The organism is Furfurilactobacillus cerevisiae (genome assembly GCF_048961765.1).
Lineage (GTDB): Bacteria > Bacillota > Bacilli > Lactobacillales > Lactobacillaceae > Furfurilactobacillus > Furfurilactobacillus milii_A.
On the sequence record NZ_CP185253.1, the window covers coordinates 659,006 to 674,926 of the forward strand.

Here is a 15,921-nt window from a genome sequence, read left to right on the forward strand (position 1 = left end):
CATTGACACACTCGCCGTGGGACCGGCTCAAACCCGAAGTTCATGGTCTTTCACCTCGTCGAAAAGCCTCGTGAAGACCGCGAGTCTCTACGACCGTCCGTAACCTAAATTCGGGAACCCACCGAATTAACGTTATCTTCACGTTTCGGTATCAATGTTGCCACCTCCAGCTCACATAGTAGCCAGTTTAAGCAGATATCATTTAATGGCAAACTGTGCTTACAAAGGTTTACTGATTTGTGAAAGGAGTGGAGCTGACGGGAAACAGAGAGTCCCGTGTCGGCAACACTTGGCGGCGAGAATTTGGCCGCTTAGTGTTGCGGGATGACTTATGAGACGTGGTTTTCGGCTCATAATCAAGGACGAAAACCGTGACTTGTGCGGGTTGAGACCGGTCCTCATGGAACGGCGTTTCCCGTCAGCGTAACGGCATTAAGCTGTTGAGACTATGTTATTTGTTCACTAGTTTGCTGTGACGAATCCCGTAGCTGAAGTAAATGAGCATTCCGAACGCAAACCAAATCAAGGAAGCAACCCAAGTTTCCAGCGGCAACCGGAATAGCAACAGCATGCAGGCCAAGCCGGAAATAATCGGTAGAACAGGATACCATGGAACACGGAAGCCGTCTGTGTGATTAATATCTTGTCGGCGACGAAGTGGGATGACACCGAATGAGACAAAGGTGAAAGCAATCAGGGTACCGATGTTAACTAAGTTTGTCAATTGTTCCAGTGGCACCAGACCACCCATAATCGCGATAAGAACTGTAACGGTCGTTAAGCTAGCAGTGGGATTACCGTTACTTTTGTTAACGTTGCCCAGCCATTTAGGCAGAAGGCCATCACGGCCAATAGAGTAGACCAACCGTGAAGAAGAGTAGATCATGGCCAGCATCATCGTGAACATACCGGCGAGTGCGCCTAATGAAACGAGGGCGGCGCCCCAGTTTTGACCGACCTGTTGCAGAGCAAACGCAACTGGATCAGCGACGTTTAAACGTTTGTAAGAAACTAGGCCAGTTAAGACAACGGAGACAGCAATATATAGAATAGAAGCGACAATCAAAGTTCCGATAATTCCAATTGGCATGTTTCGTTTGGGATTCTTAACTTCGGCTGCAGAGGCAGCGACCACGTCAAAACCTAAGAAAGCGAAGAATACTGCTGAGGCTCCCGCTAGTACACCGCCCTTATAAGGAAAGAATGGGTGCCAGTTAGCTGGTTTTACATAGAATAGGCCAACTAGGACGAAGATTAGGATGATGACAATTTTAACGGCCACCATAATGTTTTGAACGCGTGTCGAGGTTTTCATGCCATTGCTGAGTAGCCAGGCAACGAACAGAACAATGAGGACGGCAACCAGGTTAATATAAGTGCCGTGTGCCGGGTCAAACGCACCAGACAATGCAGTGGGCATGTGAATGCCAAAACCTGAAATCAACGAGTTGAAATAAGCAGCCCAGCCAGTGGACACGGCGGCCACAGACAGCATGTACTCTAAGACTAGCGCCCAGCCGAGAATCCAGCCGATAAACTGACCATAGACGACATTACCGTAAGAATAGGCGGAGCCAGCGATTGGCAGGGCAGATGAAAATTCAGCGTAACACATAGCGGCTAGGCCACAAACGATGGCGGCGACCACGAAAGATAAGATAATGGCTGGACCAGATTTAGTTGCGGCGACTGTCCCGGGTAGGATAAAAATCCCGGTACCAATTACGGCACCAATGCCGAGTGCGACAAGATCCCACGCTGACATGGATTTAATTAGCCGACTGTCAGCATCAATATAGTTATCTAGTGATTCTTTTTTCAACATTTTGTCTAATATGGACATGGCGTTTCTCCTTTTTAATAAAAAACTGGTATTTTCAGCCCCTCGCCGAAAATACCAGTTAAATCAGTAATCAACCTCAAATAGATTGACACTAAAAAACCGTTTAGACGAAGGTTGTACAATCATCCAAACGGTATGAGTTCATTTTAAATAAACGTTAGCCGAATGGATGCAAACCGGAAGTTTACCGTGCTTGCATCCAACAGTCGATGCAAGCACTAGCCAAACAGACTAAACGCAAATGCGTATATGTTGTGAGTTAGTGATTGTGTCATAAACGTTCTCCTTGAAGTATGAGAAATATTCTCATTTGATGACCATAACTATAACGATTTTTTTAGACATCGTCAACCGTTAATTTTTAAAGCAAAAATGAAGGATGAACCTAATGTTTCGATTGTGGAGCATTTTTAAACTCTGCGCTGATGGTGTAAACTTAACATCTGTGAGAAATTGAACGGAGGAAAACCATGAAGAAACGTGTCTTTGTCATTACCGGAGCAACCGGCACTGGCAAAACCACCGTCAGTGATTATTTGCGTGATTATTACCATATGCCTAAGGTAATCACACATACAACACGGCCACCCCGAAAGGGCGAAATGAACGGTGTCGATTATTATTTTGAAGATGATGCATCGTTTGATAAGAACCATTATTTAGAGCAAGTTGCGTATTCAGGTTACCGCTATGGCTCTTCCCATGAGGGGATCGATGCTGGCTTTGAAAAAAATCCTTACATCACGATCGTCTTAGATACGAAGGGCGCCATTACTTATGCAAAAGAGCTCGGTGATGAAGCGGTCATTATTTTCCTGACTGTTAGTCAGAATGAAGATTTGATTGATCGAATGACCAAACGTGGGGATGACACGGTGATGCTACAAGAACGGCTGGATAGTCCTGAGTATCGGCGTGACCTGACCTTGCCGGCGGAATTAAAAGATGTGGCGCATGTCATTGTAAATGACGATCTGGATTCAACAAAGAAAAAAATCGATACCTTGGTTACTGAAACCTTGAACTAGAAACTATTGTTTTGACTGATTTTCTGTTACACTACTTAATAGTAATCGTTACTTTTTAAAAACAATACAGATTGAAAATGTCATCAATGTACTGGAGGTCTTACCATGGCAGAAGATGTGAATACCGCGGTTGAAGTTTTGCAGAAACATCATCTAAAAATCACTAAACAACGGCGAACGATGTTGTCGTTTTTGTGTCAACGTCCAGATCATTATACGGACGTGACGAGTTTAGATGCGTACATGCGGGACTTTTATCCAGGAATGAGCCATGCGACCATTTACCGGAACGTCAAGGAACTTGAAGACCTCGGCTTAGTTGAACAACAGGTAAACGGTGACCAAGCGCGTATCAAATTTCAGTGCGACTTCGCTAATATGCACCATCATCACTTTATCTGTCGTAATTGCGGAAAAGTGACAGAATTGACCATGTGTCCAATGGACTTTTTTGCTAACCAGTTGCCAGGTGCACAAATTGAGGGCCATCGTTTTGAAATGTATGGCTTGTGTGCGGACTGTGTCGCTGCTGGTGTAGAGTGATATTGGTCCGAAGCAGACAAAATGAAAATCTTAAGTTCCATGTAAATCGAACCCGCCGACGTTTAACGCTGACGGGTTTTGTCTATACTATATGGTTGAATTGGTCTAACAGCCAATGAACAAAAAGATTTCGTTTCAATGAGTAAGTTTTATAAATAAGGAGTTAGCTATGGATCATCGAATTCCGCCGTTTGTGACCCCCGTTGCTGTTGTGTCGATTATTTTGGCGCTGTCCGCAACTAATATTGTGGTTAACAAAGTGACGAACACGTCTGAAGGGGCGCCGGTCACAAGAACGGTAACCAATTCATCCGGCAGTTCAATCCAATCGTCGGATGATTCTAAAAAAGATAGTAATTCAAGTTCAAATAGTGAAAGTTCTAAGACTGACAGCACTGCTGACGAAAAATCTAGCAGTCAAACCACTGATGAGTCGACGCCAAGCACAACGACGAAGAGCAATAGTACGACTGACAACAGTGATGGCGGGACCACGACCCGTCAGAGTAGCTCATCGGTCACTGAATCAAGTGCGGCCAGTTCTTCTACAACTGCCAATTCTACGAACAATAATAGTGCTACAACAGGCAATACGGGTGCTAATACAGGCTCGTCTACCGCAACCACTACATCAAGCAGTCAATAGACGGTTATTTTTGATTTAGCAACTCTCATGAAAAAGTAAGTAGGTGACAACATGCTTAGTTTGCTCGACATGGCAAACCATTTTCTTGGTTATTTTAATGTCAACACAACGTTAAAGGGACGCATTTACACCATCTTGGGCTTTTTTGGTGATTGGTATTTGCTCTACATTGGGATTCGGTTTATTCAAAACCAGGGATACTTGCGTGGCGCATTGCTCATCTTGGTTTTCTTTGCCCTGATGTACTTTACACTGGTCAACTTCTTCTTTTATTTTCTCAAACGTCGGTTTGTACTCGACCCATCTGAAAAGATTGCGGCCTTACTGGGCGATGAACGTTTAAAAGAACAGGAAAGTCGTTTCAATGAACACGATCGATACGATCATTTTGCTCCGGCCACGGGTTTATATGATGAAAAGCAGGTCATTCCGGCTAAGGTTGAGTTGAATGGTACCAATCATAAGAACCTGGCTCAGATTGCCGCACAGTTACAGGCGGCTAACCTGTTACCTCAAGATTATGAAGGCCATAGTGACCAAGAAGTTTTAAACCAGGCTAAGGAGACCAATAAGCCAGTGTTTGCAATTGGCGAGGGAACACCGTTACCTTATTTTGATCTGCGACAACAGGACGGTCATTTTGTAGTCTATGCGGGGATGAATCAGATGACGGCATTGCCAGTCGGTCGGATAACACGGGTCGGCTTGTCGGATATTAAGCAAGCGCATAAGCAGTTCAAACTATTTTTAGCCACTGCTGTTTTGCAAGGCGGGGTAGCTAAATCAGCCGGACGCTCCGGTGTCATTGAGCGACGTTTGCCATACACGGTCAAAGTTGAGGTTGCTTTCAGTGAAAAGAATACGGCCTCCAATGCGACTAGTCAGAATTCGGCTGCCTTTTCTGAAAGTCAGACGTTTACTGAGGAACCAATGCGTTCTTTTGCAAAATCTACTGAAAATGTAGATTCAGCTAACAACAGTTTGTCAAACAAAACGTCTCAAAATCGTCGAGAAAATCGATAATTTTGAGAGATTAGATTATCAATAAGAAAATATCGTGAAAACGGGCGTGTCGGAGCACAGTAGCTTTGACACGCCCTCTTATTAGGGTCTAAACTTAGTTAATGACCTTGAGAATTACACAACTTGTAATTCAACAGTTTAGGTTGAGATTATTTGAGGGTGAGGAACCGATTATGTCAATGATTGAATTTCACGACGTACAGAAGTATTACGGTGACTTTCATGCGTTAAAAGACATTAATTTAACGATGGAAGCAGGAGAAACGGTTGTGCTCATCGGGCCGTCAGGTTCAGGGAAGAGTACATTGTCCCGAACAATTAATGGTTTGGAACGGATCCAGAGTGGTCAGTTAATTGTTAATGGGCAGGATTTGGCTAATCCAAAGACGGATATGAACCGGATTCGGAAGAATGTTGGAATGGTATTCCAGCACTTTAACTTGTATGAAAACAAGTCTGTGTTGGAAAACATCATGTTGGCACCTCGAATCGTGCTACATAGAAAAGAAGATGAAAACAAGAAGCTAGCCATGCAACTGTTAGACCAAGTTGGTTTGGCAGACAAAGCTAACAACATGCCATCTGAAATTTCTGGTGGGCAGGCACAGCGTGTGGCCATTGCGCGTTCACTAGCCATGCAGCCAAAGGCGTTGATTTTTGATGAACCAACATCTGCGTTGGACCCAGAAATGATTGACGATGTGCTGGGTGTTATGAAGACAATTGCAAACGACTCAAGTATGACAATGCTGGTTGTGACTCACGAAATGGGCTTCGCCCGTGAAGTGGCCAACCGGGTTATCTTTATGGCGGACGGTCAAATTCTTGAAGATGATGCAACGAAGGAATTCTTCGATCATCCAAAAGAGGAACGTGCCCGTCAGTTCTTGAGCAAGATCATTAACCACTAATTAAAGAAGAGTGATGCCGAAGCCCGGGAAAAGCCGAGCAATAACGTGAAGGTGACAGTGGACAAGCGGGGTTTGCTTGTGCAATGGCAACTTTGGGTTATGCACAGGCTTTTGGGCGTCAGGTGCACGTTTAGAAAGTGTTGCCGAAGACCGGATTCCGAGTTTTCGGCGCGCAATTATGGAGGCACTGTCATGAAGAAACAATTCAGACTTGCGACCTTATTAGTGGCGTTGGGCGCGTTGATGTTGACGTTAAGTGGTTGTGGAAAATCACTGTCAAAGCAAGACGTTCTGCAAAATGATCGCAAGGCAAATACAATTACATGGGGTGTTAAGGCCGATACCAAACTGTTTGGTTTGATGGATGTTCGTGATAATCAAATCAAAGGGTTTGATGTGGACATGGCTAAGCACATTACCCGGCACATCCTCGGCAAAAAGGGGAAAGCTAAGTTTATTCAAGTGACGTCACAGTCACGGATTCCATTGTTGAAAAATGGGAATATTGATGCCATTATCGCCACGATGACGATTACGCCACAACGTGAAAAAGTTGTTAGCTTCTCGAATTCGTACTTTGATGCCGGTCAGTCGCTACTGGTTCCAAACGGCAGTAAAATCAAAAACGTCAGTGACTTAAACAAATCTGGGACAACTGTTCTGGGGGTTGTCGGTGCGAACTCAGTTCAAAACATCAAGAAGTTTGCGCCCAAGGCTCGTGTCTTGGAACTTCAAGATTATGCTCAGGCATTGACGTCTCTGAAAGCTGGTCAAGGGGTTGCCTTAACTACTGATAACGGGATCCTTTATGGGATGGCCGTTCAAAACCCTGGCTTTAAAGTTGTCGGCGGGACATTCACCAGAGAGCCTTATGGGGTTGCCGTTAATAAAGGTCAAAAGCCATTTACTAACGAGGTCAACAAGGCCATCAAGGAAATGGAAGCTGACGGCGAATATAATCAATTAATTAAGAAATGGTTCGGTAACGTGCCTGGATTTAACTACAAGGAGCTGGAGCGATAATGATTACTATTTTATCTGATCATTGGCAAGAGCTGTTGACCGGTCTGGGTTGGACGCTATTATCCAGTGTCCTGGCGTTAATTTTCAGTCTGATTATCGGTTCATTATTTGCCATCATGGAAGTTACGGAAAGCAAGGTTGCTCGGACAATTGCCCGCATCTACATTGAAATTTTCCGGAACATTCCGTTACTGGTTATTACAAGTTTCTTCTATCTTGTTATCCCGATGTATATCGTTAAAGTTAACGGCTTTACTGCTGGGACGATTGGGCTAACAATTTATACATCAGCGTTTATTGCTGAAACGGTCCGGTCAGGGATTCAATCTGTTGACCCAGGCCAAATGGAAGGTGCTCGGGCAAACGGATTGACATTCTGGCAGGCCATGTCAAACGTCATCTTGCCACAAGCATTCCGTTTGGTTATTCCCCCACTTGGTAACCAGTTCGTTAACTTGGTTAAGAACTCATCCGTGTTGGCCTTCGTTGCCGGGTTTGATTTAATGTATCAAGCCAACAACATTGCATCCATCACGTTTGATACGATTAACAGTTATATGGTTGTCGGGGTGTTGTACCTGATTATCACGATGCCAATCAGTTATTACATGCGTTATCTAGAGAAACGCTTAGCGTAGAAAGGGGAGCTAACAGATGAAATCATTTATTGATGCCTATTCATGGATCAACCTCCGTTACCTCCTCGAAGGGCTGTGGATTACTGTTGAAGTGTCCGTTGCATCCGTGATTTTAAGCTTTATTCTCGGTTCATTTTTAGGAATTATTCGATACACAAAAATTAAGTATGTTTCGGCGATTGTCGGTTTTATCATCGACCTTATTCGGAACTTACCACTGTTGCTGATCATCTTCTTTACTTACTTTGGATTGCCAAACTTCGGATTCAAACCCGAAATTATTCCAGCGACAATCTTAGCGATGACCATTTTCGAATCCACCATGTTGGCCGAAATCATTCGGTCCGGGATTCAGGCGGTTCCAAATGGTCAGATGGAAGGTGCCCGGGCAAACGGATTGACGTACTGGCAGGCCATGTTCCAGATTATTCTTCCGCAAGCCTACAAAAAGATGATTCCTGCGTTGGTTAGTCAGTTTATTTCACTGATTAAGGATACGTCGTTGGCAACGATCATTGTGTTACCAGATTTGACGTACCACGCACAAATTATTTACGGACAGAACGCCAACTACATTATTCCAATGTTCTTAGCACTTGCTGTGATGTACTTTATTGTATGTTACGGATTGTCTGTTTTGGCCAATTACATCGACCGTCGATTAGCTTAATTCAGTTCAAATATCATTTTTGCCATCAATCAACTGTTCTATGACGGTGATTGATGGTTTTTTTGTGCCTTAAGGGACCTGCCGCTTCCGGTGGTCAGCATTGACACGCTCGCCGTGGGACCGGTTCCAGCCTCCCAAGTTCGGAGTCTCTCACCTCGCCGACAAGCCTCGTGAAGACCACGCGTCTTGTCGACCGTCCGTGTTGTAAATTCGAGAAAACCATTCGAATTAACAACACCTTCACGGCGCGGTATCAATGCTGACCGCCTACCGCTTCGTTCAGTCTCCCCCCCAAAAAAAGATTTGAACCATAAACAGTTGACGTCGAAAAAGTTAAAAAATATTTTTTCTGTGAAAAAAGTGCTATTCTAATTGAAAATTAATCTTTAGAATTCGTACATATTATTTTTACTTAAGGGAGTGACGGGGATGGAGATTCAATTAGATCAGGTTCGCAAAGATTATGGTCGTACGGAGGTTTTACATGGTGTGTCTTTTTCATTGCTGTTGGATACTGGCAATGTCTTTGGCTTGATTGGACCAAACGGGGCAGGTAAGTCAACTTTGATGCGGTTGCTCAGTGGGATTACGACCATCAATGGTGGACAACTGAGGCTTGATAATCAGGATGATTCACACTATGAAAAGTGGGCTCAGCGCAATTCACTGTATATTCCGGCTGGTGATCGTGGATTACGAAATAAATTAACGCCAATGGAGAATCTACGTTATTTCAGTGCTATTCGATGTGTACCATTTAGAGATACACAGGCCAGAATGCTGGCCAATGTCAAGCTGTTTGATGCGGAAAGTCTGATGAATAAAGAGTTTGATCAAATGTCGACTGGTCAAAAGAAAAAGGCAACATTACTCGTCGCCATTTCGTTTGATACACCGATGTTATTGTTGGACGAACCCTCAAATGGTCTGGATATGTCTGCACAAGTCGATTTAATGAAGCTGGTCGACTCTGTTGCTAAAAAGTCGCAGCATACGATTATTCTGTCTTCCCATGATCCAGTACTAATGAGTGAAGTGACCACACAGTATATATTTGTGAATGAGGGGACTGTGATTAAAACGGTCGATCACAGTTTGTCGGAAGCGGAATTGCGGCAAATGTATGAACAGCTTTATCAAAAGGCGGTGATTCGATGAGCGCACGTGAATTGGGCACCATGATCTGGGTTGAAGTAACGATGCAAATGAAGACGGACATCAAATACTTATCATCGACTGTGAGTGAGTTTATTCTTTATACTTTTGCATATTTAGCGGTAGTGATCTTTGGGGCAGTGAAGGGCATGAACGCTTTTTATCACACAAATCTTGGTGTTGTCATGATCCTAATTGGTTTTATGTTTTGGAATATGGGCGTGGTGGCAATGGACGAGTCGACTCTGTTTATTGAGACAGGGGCACGAACGGGTATTTTAGAAACGGAAATTCAATCCCGCTTTTCGCTGTGGTTCATTGCACTAGTTCGAAGCTGGGTCAATGATATTTATTACTTTGTGTAGTAGATTGTAAAATTAATCCGAACGCTGTTCGGACAAAAAAGATCAGCTTCCTTTAAAATGGTGTTTACAACAAACCCATCTTTTAGGAGCTGATCTTTTGTCTAGTATAACCTATTCCGAACGAATTAAAATCGAAACCTTTTGTGAACTAGGGCTGTCCAATATCCAAATGGGCGTTCGGCTGAACCGATCACCGTCAACAATTTCTTATGAATTATCTCGATGTCAACCTTATCAGGCTGAATTAGCACAAACAGATGCCGAATACAAGCGATCACGATGTGGTCGGAAAACTAAGCTGAGCGATGAGTTAAAGCAAACAATTCTCAACCATTTACATCTAAGCTGGTCACCAGGAATGATTGCTCACGAATTTAAACTAGCGACTAAATCTATTTATAATTGGCTAAATCAGGGGAGAATTGGTTTCTCCTTGAATGATCTACCTGAACATGGCGTACGCCAACGGCGTAACGTTGACCAACGATCCAAATATAATCAATCTTTGGGGCGATCGATTGAACAGCGTCCCATGATGATTAATCAACGTAATCGCATCGGTGATTTTGAACTAGATACCGTCGTTGGCCCTCGTGGGCATAGTAAGGCAGTTTTATTAACTTTAATCGATCGCAAATCACGGTTCCTTTGGGCATATCGGTTAAAGGACCGAACGACAGCGAGTGTTAATGAAGCACTGACTAAGTTCCTAACAACTTTTAATGGACCGGTGCACAGTTTTACTGTGGACCGTGGTACTGAGTTTAGTGGGCTAGTATCATTTGAATCACAATATGGTATTAAGACCTATTACTGTCATGCTTATACGCCAGCTGAACGTGGTAGTAATGAACGCTTTAATCGGAATTTACGTTATTTTTATCCTAAGGGGACTCGTTTTGAGCACATTAGTGCTCAAGATTTAACGACGACGTTACTCCAAATTAACCAGAGACCGCTTAAAATACTTGACTGGAAAACACCGTATCAGGTTATGCTGACCAATTTGTCCAAAAATTCGGATTAAATTTGCAATCTACCGTGTACTTACTTATTTTGAGTGTGATCACAGCATTTGTTATTTCTGTTCCAGTCCTGCAATTAGTTAAGGCTGACGTCCTCGTATTTGTCATCGCCATTATTTCAAACGTCGGCATGCTGGGGATTGGATTGCTATTTGGAGCCGGTTCGTTGAGATTTAAGCGAGTGGGTAACTGGAGCAGTATTCTTCAGTCAGCAATATTATTCGTGGCAAACGTTGCGATGCCAAATTACTTTGGTGCCCAGTTGTTATTGCCGTTTGGTGCTGGCATTGAAATTACGAGGCACTTGTTCCTCGGACAATCAGTATCACTTAACCTAATTGGGATTTATTTTGGCGTAAACGTCATCTGGTTTGTTTTGGGGTTAGTCGTTTTTTGCCACGCAATGCAGAAAGAACGACGTATTGGCAGTTTTGACCGATTTTAAAATAAACGAAATGGATGCGGACATTAAAAAATGTCCGTATTTTTTTGAGTTATCACTTGCAATTACTTTGTTACGCACTATAATAATGGTATACAAATTACTCAAACACAAATAGTAATGTAATTGAAAGAAGGATGACGTTTATGTGGAATGATGAAATGAGAGATATGCAGCTAATCAGTAATGGCGGTGTTTGGTCTGAACTGGAAATTGAGGAGCTGAGCCGCCATCAACGGGGAAGAAATCAATACAAGCGTTGGTAAAAAGAAAAATGTGGGTTTGATGAAAACTGAACAACCGTGCAAAATTAAAAATTTTTAACTTGAATCATTCACTGACTGTTTGAAAGGCAATCAGTGAATGATTTTTTGTTTACTCAAAATGCCGTTGTATTAGCATTTGTTTAACATCCCGTTCATTGAAAGTGTTGCTTACTATTAGTTACTGATGATGTGGGGATAAACAGGGGTGCATTTCTGCTTGTAAATTAGAATTTGATTAGTTATACTCTGTCTAATGACTTTTTAATCTTACGAATAAGACTGTGTTCATCATACATAACAGGCAATGTTTGATGCACTTGAATGCGGTTGAAGAAATGAGGGAGTAGCATGGCAGATGAAGAGAACCATTTTCTAAAAATCGAAGACGTCAGTACAGCCTTTAAAATTCAGGGTAAGTATTACCCGGCTGTATCTGACGTCTCTTTAGATATCCACAATGATGAAATTGTTGCCATTGTGGGAGAGTCCGGATGTGGTAAAAGTACCTTGGCAACGACGATCATGGGCCTGCATGATCCTGCTGAAACAAAAATTGGTGGGAAAATTGAGTTTGAAGACCAAGACCTGTTAACACTCAATGAAGACCAGATGAACAAGATTCGTGGTGCCAAAATTGGCATGATCTTCCAGGACCCGTTATCAGCGTTAAACCCACTGAAACGAATTGGTGATCAAATTCAGGAAGGTTTGGATTACCACACCAAGATGACTGAGGCTGAAAAGAAGGCCCGCGTGCTTGAGTTGGTTAACCAGGTTGGGATTCCTCATCCAGAACGGGTTATCCGTCAATTTCCACATGAATTGTCTGGTGGGATGCGTCAACGTGTGGTTATCGCCATTGCGATTGCCTGCAAACCTGACCTGATGATTGCTGACGAACCAACCACCGCCTTGGACGTTACCATTCAAGCTCAAATCTTGGACTTGCTTAAAGATATTCAAAAGGAAAACCATGCTGGAATCATTTTGATCACGCATGATTTGGGTGTTGTCGCCGAGACGGCTGATGAAGTTGCTGTTATGTATGCTGGTCAGGTCGTTGAAAAGGGCTCAGCCAAACAGATTTTTGACAATCCGCTACATCCTTACACGCGTTCATTGCTACGTTCAATGCCACAAAAAGACAGTGAAAACGATGATCTGTATGTCATTGAAGGTTCTGTTCCTTCATTACAGAAGATGCCTCAAGACGGTTGTAAGTTTGCCCCACGGATTCCATGGGTTCCCGCAAGCGAACATGAAGAACATCCAACGATGCATGAAGTTGAACCGGGACACCGCGTCCGCTGCACCTGCTACAAAAACTTTAAGTTCCAAGACGAAGCTTAGAATGGGGGAGAGTAAATGAGTTTAATTGAAGTTAAAGACCTAGAAGTTCATTACCCAATCCGTTCTGGGTTTTGGAACCGAGTAACAGATGAAGTGCTGGCTGTTGATGGGATTAGTTTAGATATTGAAGCTGGTGAAACTTATGGACTTGTAGGTGAATCAGGGTCCGGTAAGTCAACGACTGGTAAATCCATTGTGGGATTGGAAAAGCCAACAAAGGGTCAGATTCTATATAAGGGCAAAGATATTACCAAGCCTCGTAACCGCCATGAATTGGATTACAACCAAGATGTACAGATGATTTTTCAGGATTCACTGTCTAGTCTGAATCCACGTAAACGAATCGAAGACATTATCGCTGAACCATTGCGGAACTTTGCACACCTGAGCAAAGACGATGAGAAATTACGCGTATTGCAATTATTAGATATTGTCGGCTTGGATGCTGATGCGTTATATAAATATCCTCATCAATTTTCAGGTGGGCAGCGACAACGTATTGGGGTTGCGCGTGCTGTGGCAACTAATCCTAAATTAATTGTCGCTGATGAACCTGTTTCTGCATTGGACCTATCTGTACAAGCTCAGGTTTTGAACTTTATGAAGAAAATTCAAAGGGACTTTGGCGTTTCATATTTGTTTATCTCGCATGACTTAGGTGTTGTTCGTCATATGTGCGACAACATTGCGATTATGCATAGAGGACGAATTGTTGAAATTGGGACTCGAGATGACATTTATAATCATCCAATGCATATTTACACTAAGCGTCTTTTGTCCGCAATTCCCGAGACCAGCGTTGAACATCGTGAAGAAGCGCGTGAGCACCGTGAAGCTGTCGAAAAAGAATTCCAAGAAAATCAAAGTCGCTACTATGATAAAGACGGCAAAGTTTTGCCATTACTCGACGTGACTGACACACATAAAGTCGCCATGCCACAGGATGAAGTCGATGAACTTCAAAGGGAGGATGATTAGATATGTGGAAAACAATTTTAAGACGTCTTTTAATCATTGTTCCTGAGATCATTGCACTGAGTATCTTAGTGTTTTTATTAGCAAAAGCAATGCCTGGTGATCCATTCACCGGTTCAATCAATCCACATGCCAGTTTGGCTCATATTCATCACTTGATGCGGATTAACGGATTATATGACCCTTGGTATCAACAATACTGGAACTGGGTTGTTCACTTGTTCCATGGAAACTTGGGAATGAGTTATGAGTATCAAGAACCTGTTACTCGTATTGTTGGTGAACGTGCGATTAACACATTATGGCTGGCTGTATTTGCAACAGTTATGACTTACGCAATTGGACTTCCTTTGGGACTTTATGCCGGGCGTCATCAGAACTCCCGTGCTGATCATGCAATTCGTGTTTATACTTATGTAACTTTTGCAATTCCTTTCTTCGTTATATTGGTCATGGGTTTATGGATTTTTGGCTATGTTTTGGGTTGGTTCCCAACTACTGGTTCAATTAGTGCTAATGCCACTGCTGGAATGTCATCTGTGATTTCAAGGCTTCAACATATTATCTTACCTGGTTTGTTGCAGTCCCTTTTTGGGTTGGTAGGTATTGTTCAATACTTACGTTCAGAAGTTATTGATGCAACTCATTCGGATTATGTACGTACAGCTCGATCAAAAGGAGTTCCTGTTAGAGATGTATTCAGGCATCACATTTTTCGTAACTCATTGTTGCCAATCACTGCGACAGCAGGGTACTCCATTACAGGTCTATTGGGTGGGGCAGTTTTCACCGAAACTGTCTTCTCTTATCCAGGTATGGGACTCTTATTCATTAGTGCTATCAATTATCGTGATTATACTGTTATTACTGCCTTGGTCCTTCTTTTTGGATTCTTAAATATGCTGGGCACTTTACTATCTGACATTATTATGGCTGCTGTAGATCCACGAATCCGAATTGAATAGGGGGAGAAAATAAATGGCTCAAAATGATAACTTGCAAAAGAAATCTTCAATTTCTGCTGAAGATTTAGCACGCTTGTCTAAAGAGGCGGAAGAGGAAGCTACACCATCTTCAAGACAAATTATTTGGAACGAGTTTAAGGCCGATCGAGCTGCAATGGTTTCTGCTATTATCATTGTTGCTTTCATACTTTTTGTGGTTATCGCTGCATTCTTCATTCCAGCTCACGAATATAAAGACGTTAATATTTTGGCATATTTTAATAAACCATTTACAAACGATTTTTGGCTTGGTGCTGATTCGTCAGGACGATCTATCGCTAAATTAATGATTGTAGGTTCTCGTAATTCTATTGGCATTGCAATTGGTTTAACGTTAATTTCTGGTACTTTTGGTATTGCCTATGGCTTAATTTCAGGATACTTTGGTGGAATTACAGACATGGTCATGTCTCGTATTTACGATTTTATGATTATGTTGCCACAGTTAATGTTCATCATCGTTTTGGTAACCATTATTCAAAACTATAATGCCGTTACATTAACACTTATACTAAGTTTATTTCAGTGGATGGGAACGTCGAGACTAATTCGGTCTCGTGCGTTGGCGGAATCACGTAAAGATTATGTTGCAGCTTCTAAAACCTCTGGAACCAGTAACTTTAAAATTATTTTTCGTGAGATTATGCCGAATATCTCATCTTTGATTATTGTTGAAATGACGCTGTCTTTCTCTGGAAACTTAGGTGTTGAAACTGGTCTTAGTTTCTTGGGATTTGGATTACCGAATGGAACACCATCTCTTGGTACATTAATTGCCAATGCCACTGATCCGACAAATATTACTCAATACTGGTGGACTTGGATTTTTGCCGCTATTGAAATCATTGTGCTTTGTTTGTCTGTAAGTTATGTTGGACAGGCGTTACGTCGCGCAGCTGATTCTTCTCAAAGACTCGGATTGGATTAAAATGATAAATCAAGAAGTTCTCATTTAAAATAATGAGAACTTTTTTCATTTTATTCTTTACATTTCTTAATGTTAGTTTTAAACTC

The 15,921-nt window shown here is 42.5% G+C and carries 17 protein-coding genes; 16 read left to right on the plus strand and 1 reads right to left on the minus strand.

What is annotated here, in order from left to right; translation table 11 throughout:
- Positions 1-451: 451 nt before the first annotated feature.
- On the minus strand, positions 452-1,843 hold the full coding sequence (locus ABUE36_RS03035) for an APC family permease (protein WP_421017109.1): 1,392 nt from the start codon (positions 1,841-1,843) through the stop codon (positions 452-454).
- 470 nt (positions 1,844-2,313) lie between these two features.
- Here ABUE36_RS03035 and ABUE36_RS03040 point away from each other — a divergent pair, with 470 nt between their 5' ends.
- The 16 genes from ABUE36_RS03040 (at position 2,314) to ABUE36_RS03115 (ending at position 15,835) form a co-directional block, all read left to right on the plus strand.
- Positions 2,314-2,871, plus strand: coding sequence for a guanylate kinase (locus tag ABUE36_RS03040; RefSeq protein WP_161002403.1), 558 nt, complete (start codon positions 2,314-2,316; stop codon positions 2,869-2,871).
- Between the two features lie 105 nt (positions 2,872-2,976).
- Entirely contained in the window at positions 2,977-3,414 is a 438-nt protein-coding gene (locus ABUE36_RS03045) for a Fur family transcriptional regulator (RefSeq protein ID WP_421017110.1), read from the plus strand.
- A gap of 169 nt (positions 3,415-3,583) precedes the next feature.
- Positions 3,584-4,060, plus strand: coding sequence for a hypothetical protein (locus ABUE36_RS03050; protein WP_161002405.1), 477 nt, complete (start codon positions 3,584-3,586; stop codon positions 4,058-4,060).
- 51 nt (positions 4,061-4,111) lie between these two features.
- A complete protein-coding gene (locus ABUE36_RS03055) occupies positions 4,112-5,083 on the plus strand; it encodes a DUF6681 family protein (RefSeq protein WP_161002406.1) in 972 nt (323 codons plus the stop codon).
- 173 nt (positions 5,084-5,256) lie between these two features.
- A complete protein-coding gene (locus tag ABUE36_RS03060) occupies positions 5,257-5,994 on the plus strand; it encodes an amino acid ABC transporter ATP-binding protein (protein WP_017261427.1) in 738 nt (245 codons plus the stop codon).
- Between the two features lie 192 nt (positions 5,995-6,186).
- The gene (locus ABUE36_RS03065) at positions 6,187-7,017 is read left to right on the plus strand and encodes a glutamate ABC transporter substrate-binding protein (protein ID WP_421017111.1); all 831 of its coding nucleotides are present in this window, start codon (positions 6,187-6,189) and stop codon (positions 7,015-7,017) included.
- Entirely contained in the window at positions 7,017-7,655 is a 639-nt protein-coding gene (locus tag ABUE36_RS03070) for an amino acid ABC transporter permease (protein ID WP_421017112.1), read from the plus strand. The genes ABUE36_RS03065 and ABUE36_RS03070 overlap by 1 nt, the downstream gene beginning before the upstream one ends.
- A gap of 16 nt (positions 7,656-7,671) precedes the next feature.
- Positions 7,672-8,325: an amino acid ABC transporter permease gene (locus ABUE36_RS03075; protein ID WP_017261430.1), complete on the plus strand. Its 654-nt coding sequence runs from the start codon at positions 7,672-7,674 to the stop codon at positions 8,323-8,325.
- Positions 8,326-8,754: 429 nt separating this feature from the next.
- Positions 8,755-9,483, plus strand: a complete 729-nt coding sequence (locus ABUE36_RS03080; protein WP_421017113.1) for an ATP-binding cassette domain-containing protein — start codon at positions 8,755-8,757, stop codon at positions 9,481-9,483.
- The gene (locus ABUE36_RS03085; protein ID WP_421017114.1) at positions 9,480-9,845 is read left to right on the plus strand and encodes a hypothetical protein; all 366 of its coding nucleotides are present in this window, start codon (positions 9,480-9,482) and stop codon (positions 9,843-9,845) included. Before ABUE36_RS03080 ends, ABUE36_RS03085 begins: the two co-directional genes overlap by 4 nt.
- Before the next feature lie 97 nt (positions 9,846-9,942).
- Complete coding sequence (locus ABUE36_RS03090) at positions 9,943-10,872, plus strand: IS30-like element ISLpl1 family transposase (RefSeq protein ID WP_096109805.1); 930 nt, start codon at positions 9,943-9,945, stop codon at positions 10,870-10,872.
- Between the two features lie 35 nt (positions 10,873-10,907).
- The gene (locus ABUE36_RS03095; protein ID WP_421017115.1) at positions 10,908-11,315 is read left to right on the plus strand and encodes a hypothetical protein; all 408 of its coding nucleotides are present in this window, start codon (positions 10,908-10,910) and stop codon (positions 11,313-11,315) included.
- Positions 11,316-11,926: 611 nt separating this feature from the next.
- Positions 11,927-12,928, plus strand: a complete 1,002-nt coding sequence (locus ABUE36_RS03100; protein WP_421017116.1) for an ABC transporter ATP-binding protein — start codon at positions 11,927-11,929, stop codon at positions 12,926-12,928.
- Positions 12,929-12,943: 15 nt separating this feature from the next.
- Complete coding sequence (locus ABUE36_RS03105; protein ID WP_421017117.1) at positions 12,944-13,906, plus strand: ATP-binding cassette domain-containing protein; 963 nt, start codon at positions 12,944-12,946, stop codon at positions 13,904-13,906.
- A 2-nt stretch (positions 13,907-13,908) separates the two neighbouring features.
- Complete coding sequence (locus tag ABUE36_RS03110) at positions 13,909-14,868, plus strand: ABC transporter permease (RefSeq protein WP_421017118.1); 960 nt, start codon at positions 13,909-13,911, stop codon at positions 14,866-14,868.
- A gap of 13 nt (positions 14,869-14,881) precedes the next feature.
- The gene (locus tag ABUE36_RS03115; RefSeq protein WP_421017119.1) at positions 14,882-15,835 is read left to right on the plus strand and encodes an ABC transporter permease; all 954 of its coding nucleotides are present in this window, start codon (positions 14,882-14,884) and stop codon (positions 15,833-15,835) included.
- Positions 15,836-15,921 lie beyond the last annotated feature (86 nt).

Coding starts and splice junctions, on each gene's coding strand:
- ABUE36_RS03045 (WP_421017110.1), top strand. CDS start 2,977: ATGGCAGAAGATGTGAATACCGCGGTTGAAGTTTTGCAGAAACATCAT.
- ABUE36_RS03105 (WP_421017117.1), top strand. CDS start 12,944: ATGAGTTTAATTGAAGTTAAAGACCTAGAAGTTCATTACCCAATCCGT.
- ABUE36_RS03035 (WP_421017109.1), bottom strand. CDS start 1,843: ATGTCCATATTAGACAAAATGTTGAAAAAAGAATCACTAGATAACTAT.
- ABUE36_RS03085 (WP_421017114.1), top strand. CDS start 9,480: ATGAGCGCACGTGAATTGGGCACCATGATCTGGGTTGAAGTAACGATG.
- ABUE36_RS03055 (WP_161002406.1), top strand. CDS start 4,112: ATGCTTAGTTTGCTCGACATGGCAAACCATTTTCTTGGTTATTTTAAT.
- ABUE36_RS03110 (WP_421017118.1), top strand. CDS start 13,909: ATGTGGAAAACAATTTTAAGACGTCTTTTAATCATTGTTCCTGAGATC.
- ABUE36_RS03065 (WP_421017111.1), top strand. CDS start 6,187: ATGAAGAAACAATTCAGACTTGCGACCTTATTAGTGGCGTTGGGCGCG.
- ABUE36_RS03075 (WP_017261430.1), top strand. CDS start 7,672: ATGAAATCATTTATTGATGCCTATTCATGGATCAACCTCCGTTACCTC.
- ABUE36_RS03040 (WP_161002403.1), top strand. CDS start 2,314: ATGAAGAAACGTGTCTTTGTCATTACCGGAGCAACCGGCACTGGCAAA.
- ABUE36_RS03100 (WP_421017116.1), top strand. CDS start 11,927: ATGGCAGATGAAGAGAACCATTTTCTAAAAATCGAAGACGTCAGTACA.
- ABUE36_RS03080 (WP_421017113.1), top strand. CDS start 8,755: ATGGAGATTCAATTAGATCAGGTTCGCAAAGATTATGGTCGTACGGAG.
- ABUE36_RS03050 (WP_161002405.1), top strand. CDS start 3,584: ATGGATCATCGAATTCCGCCGTTTGTGACCCCCGTTGCTGTTGTGTCG.
- ABUE36_RS03115 (WP_421017119.1), top strand. CDS start 14,882: ATGGCTCAAAATGATAACTTGCAAAAGAAATCTTCAATTTCTGCTGAA.
- ABUE36_RS03060 (WP_017261427.1), top strand. CDS start 5,257: ATGTCAATGATTGAATTTCACGACGTACAGAAGTATTACGGTGACTTT.
- ABUE36_RS03070 (WP_421017112.1), top strand. CDS start 7,017: ATGATTACTATTTTATCTGATCATTGGCAAGAGCTGTTGACCGGTCTG.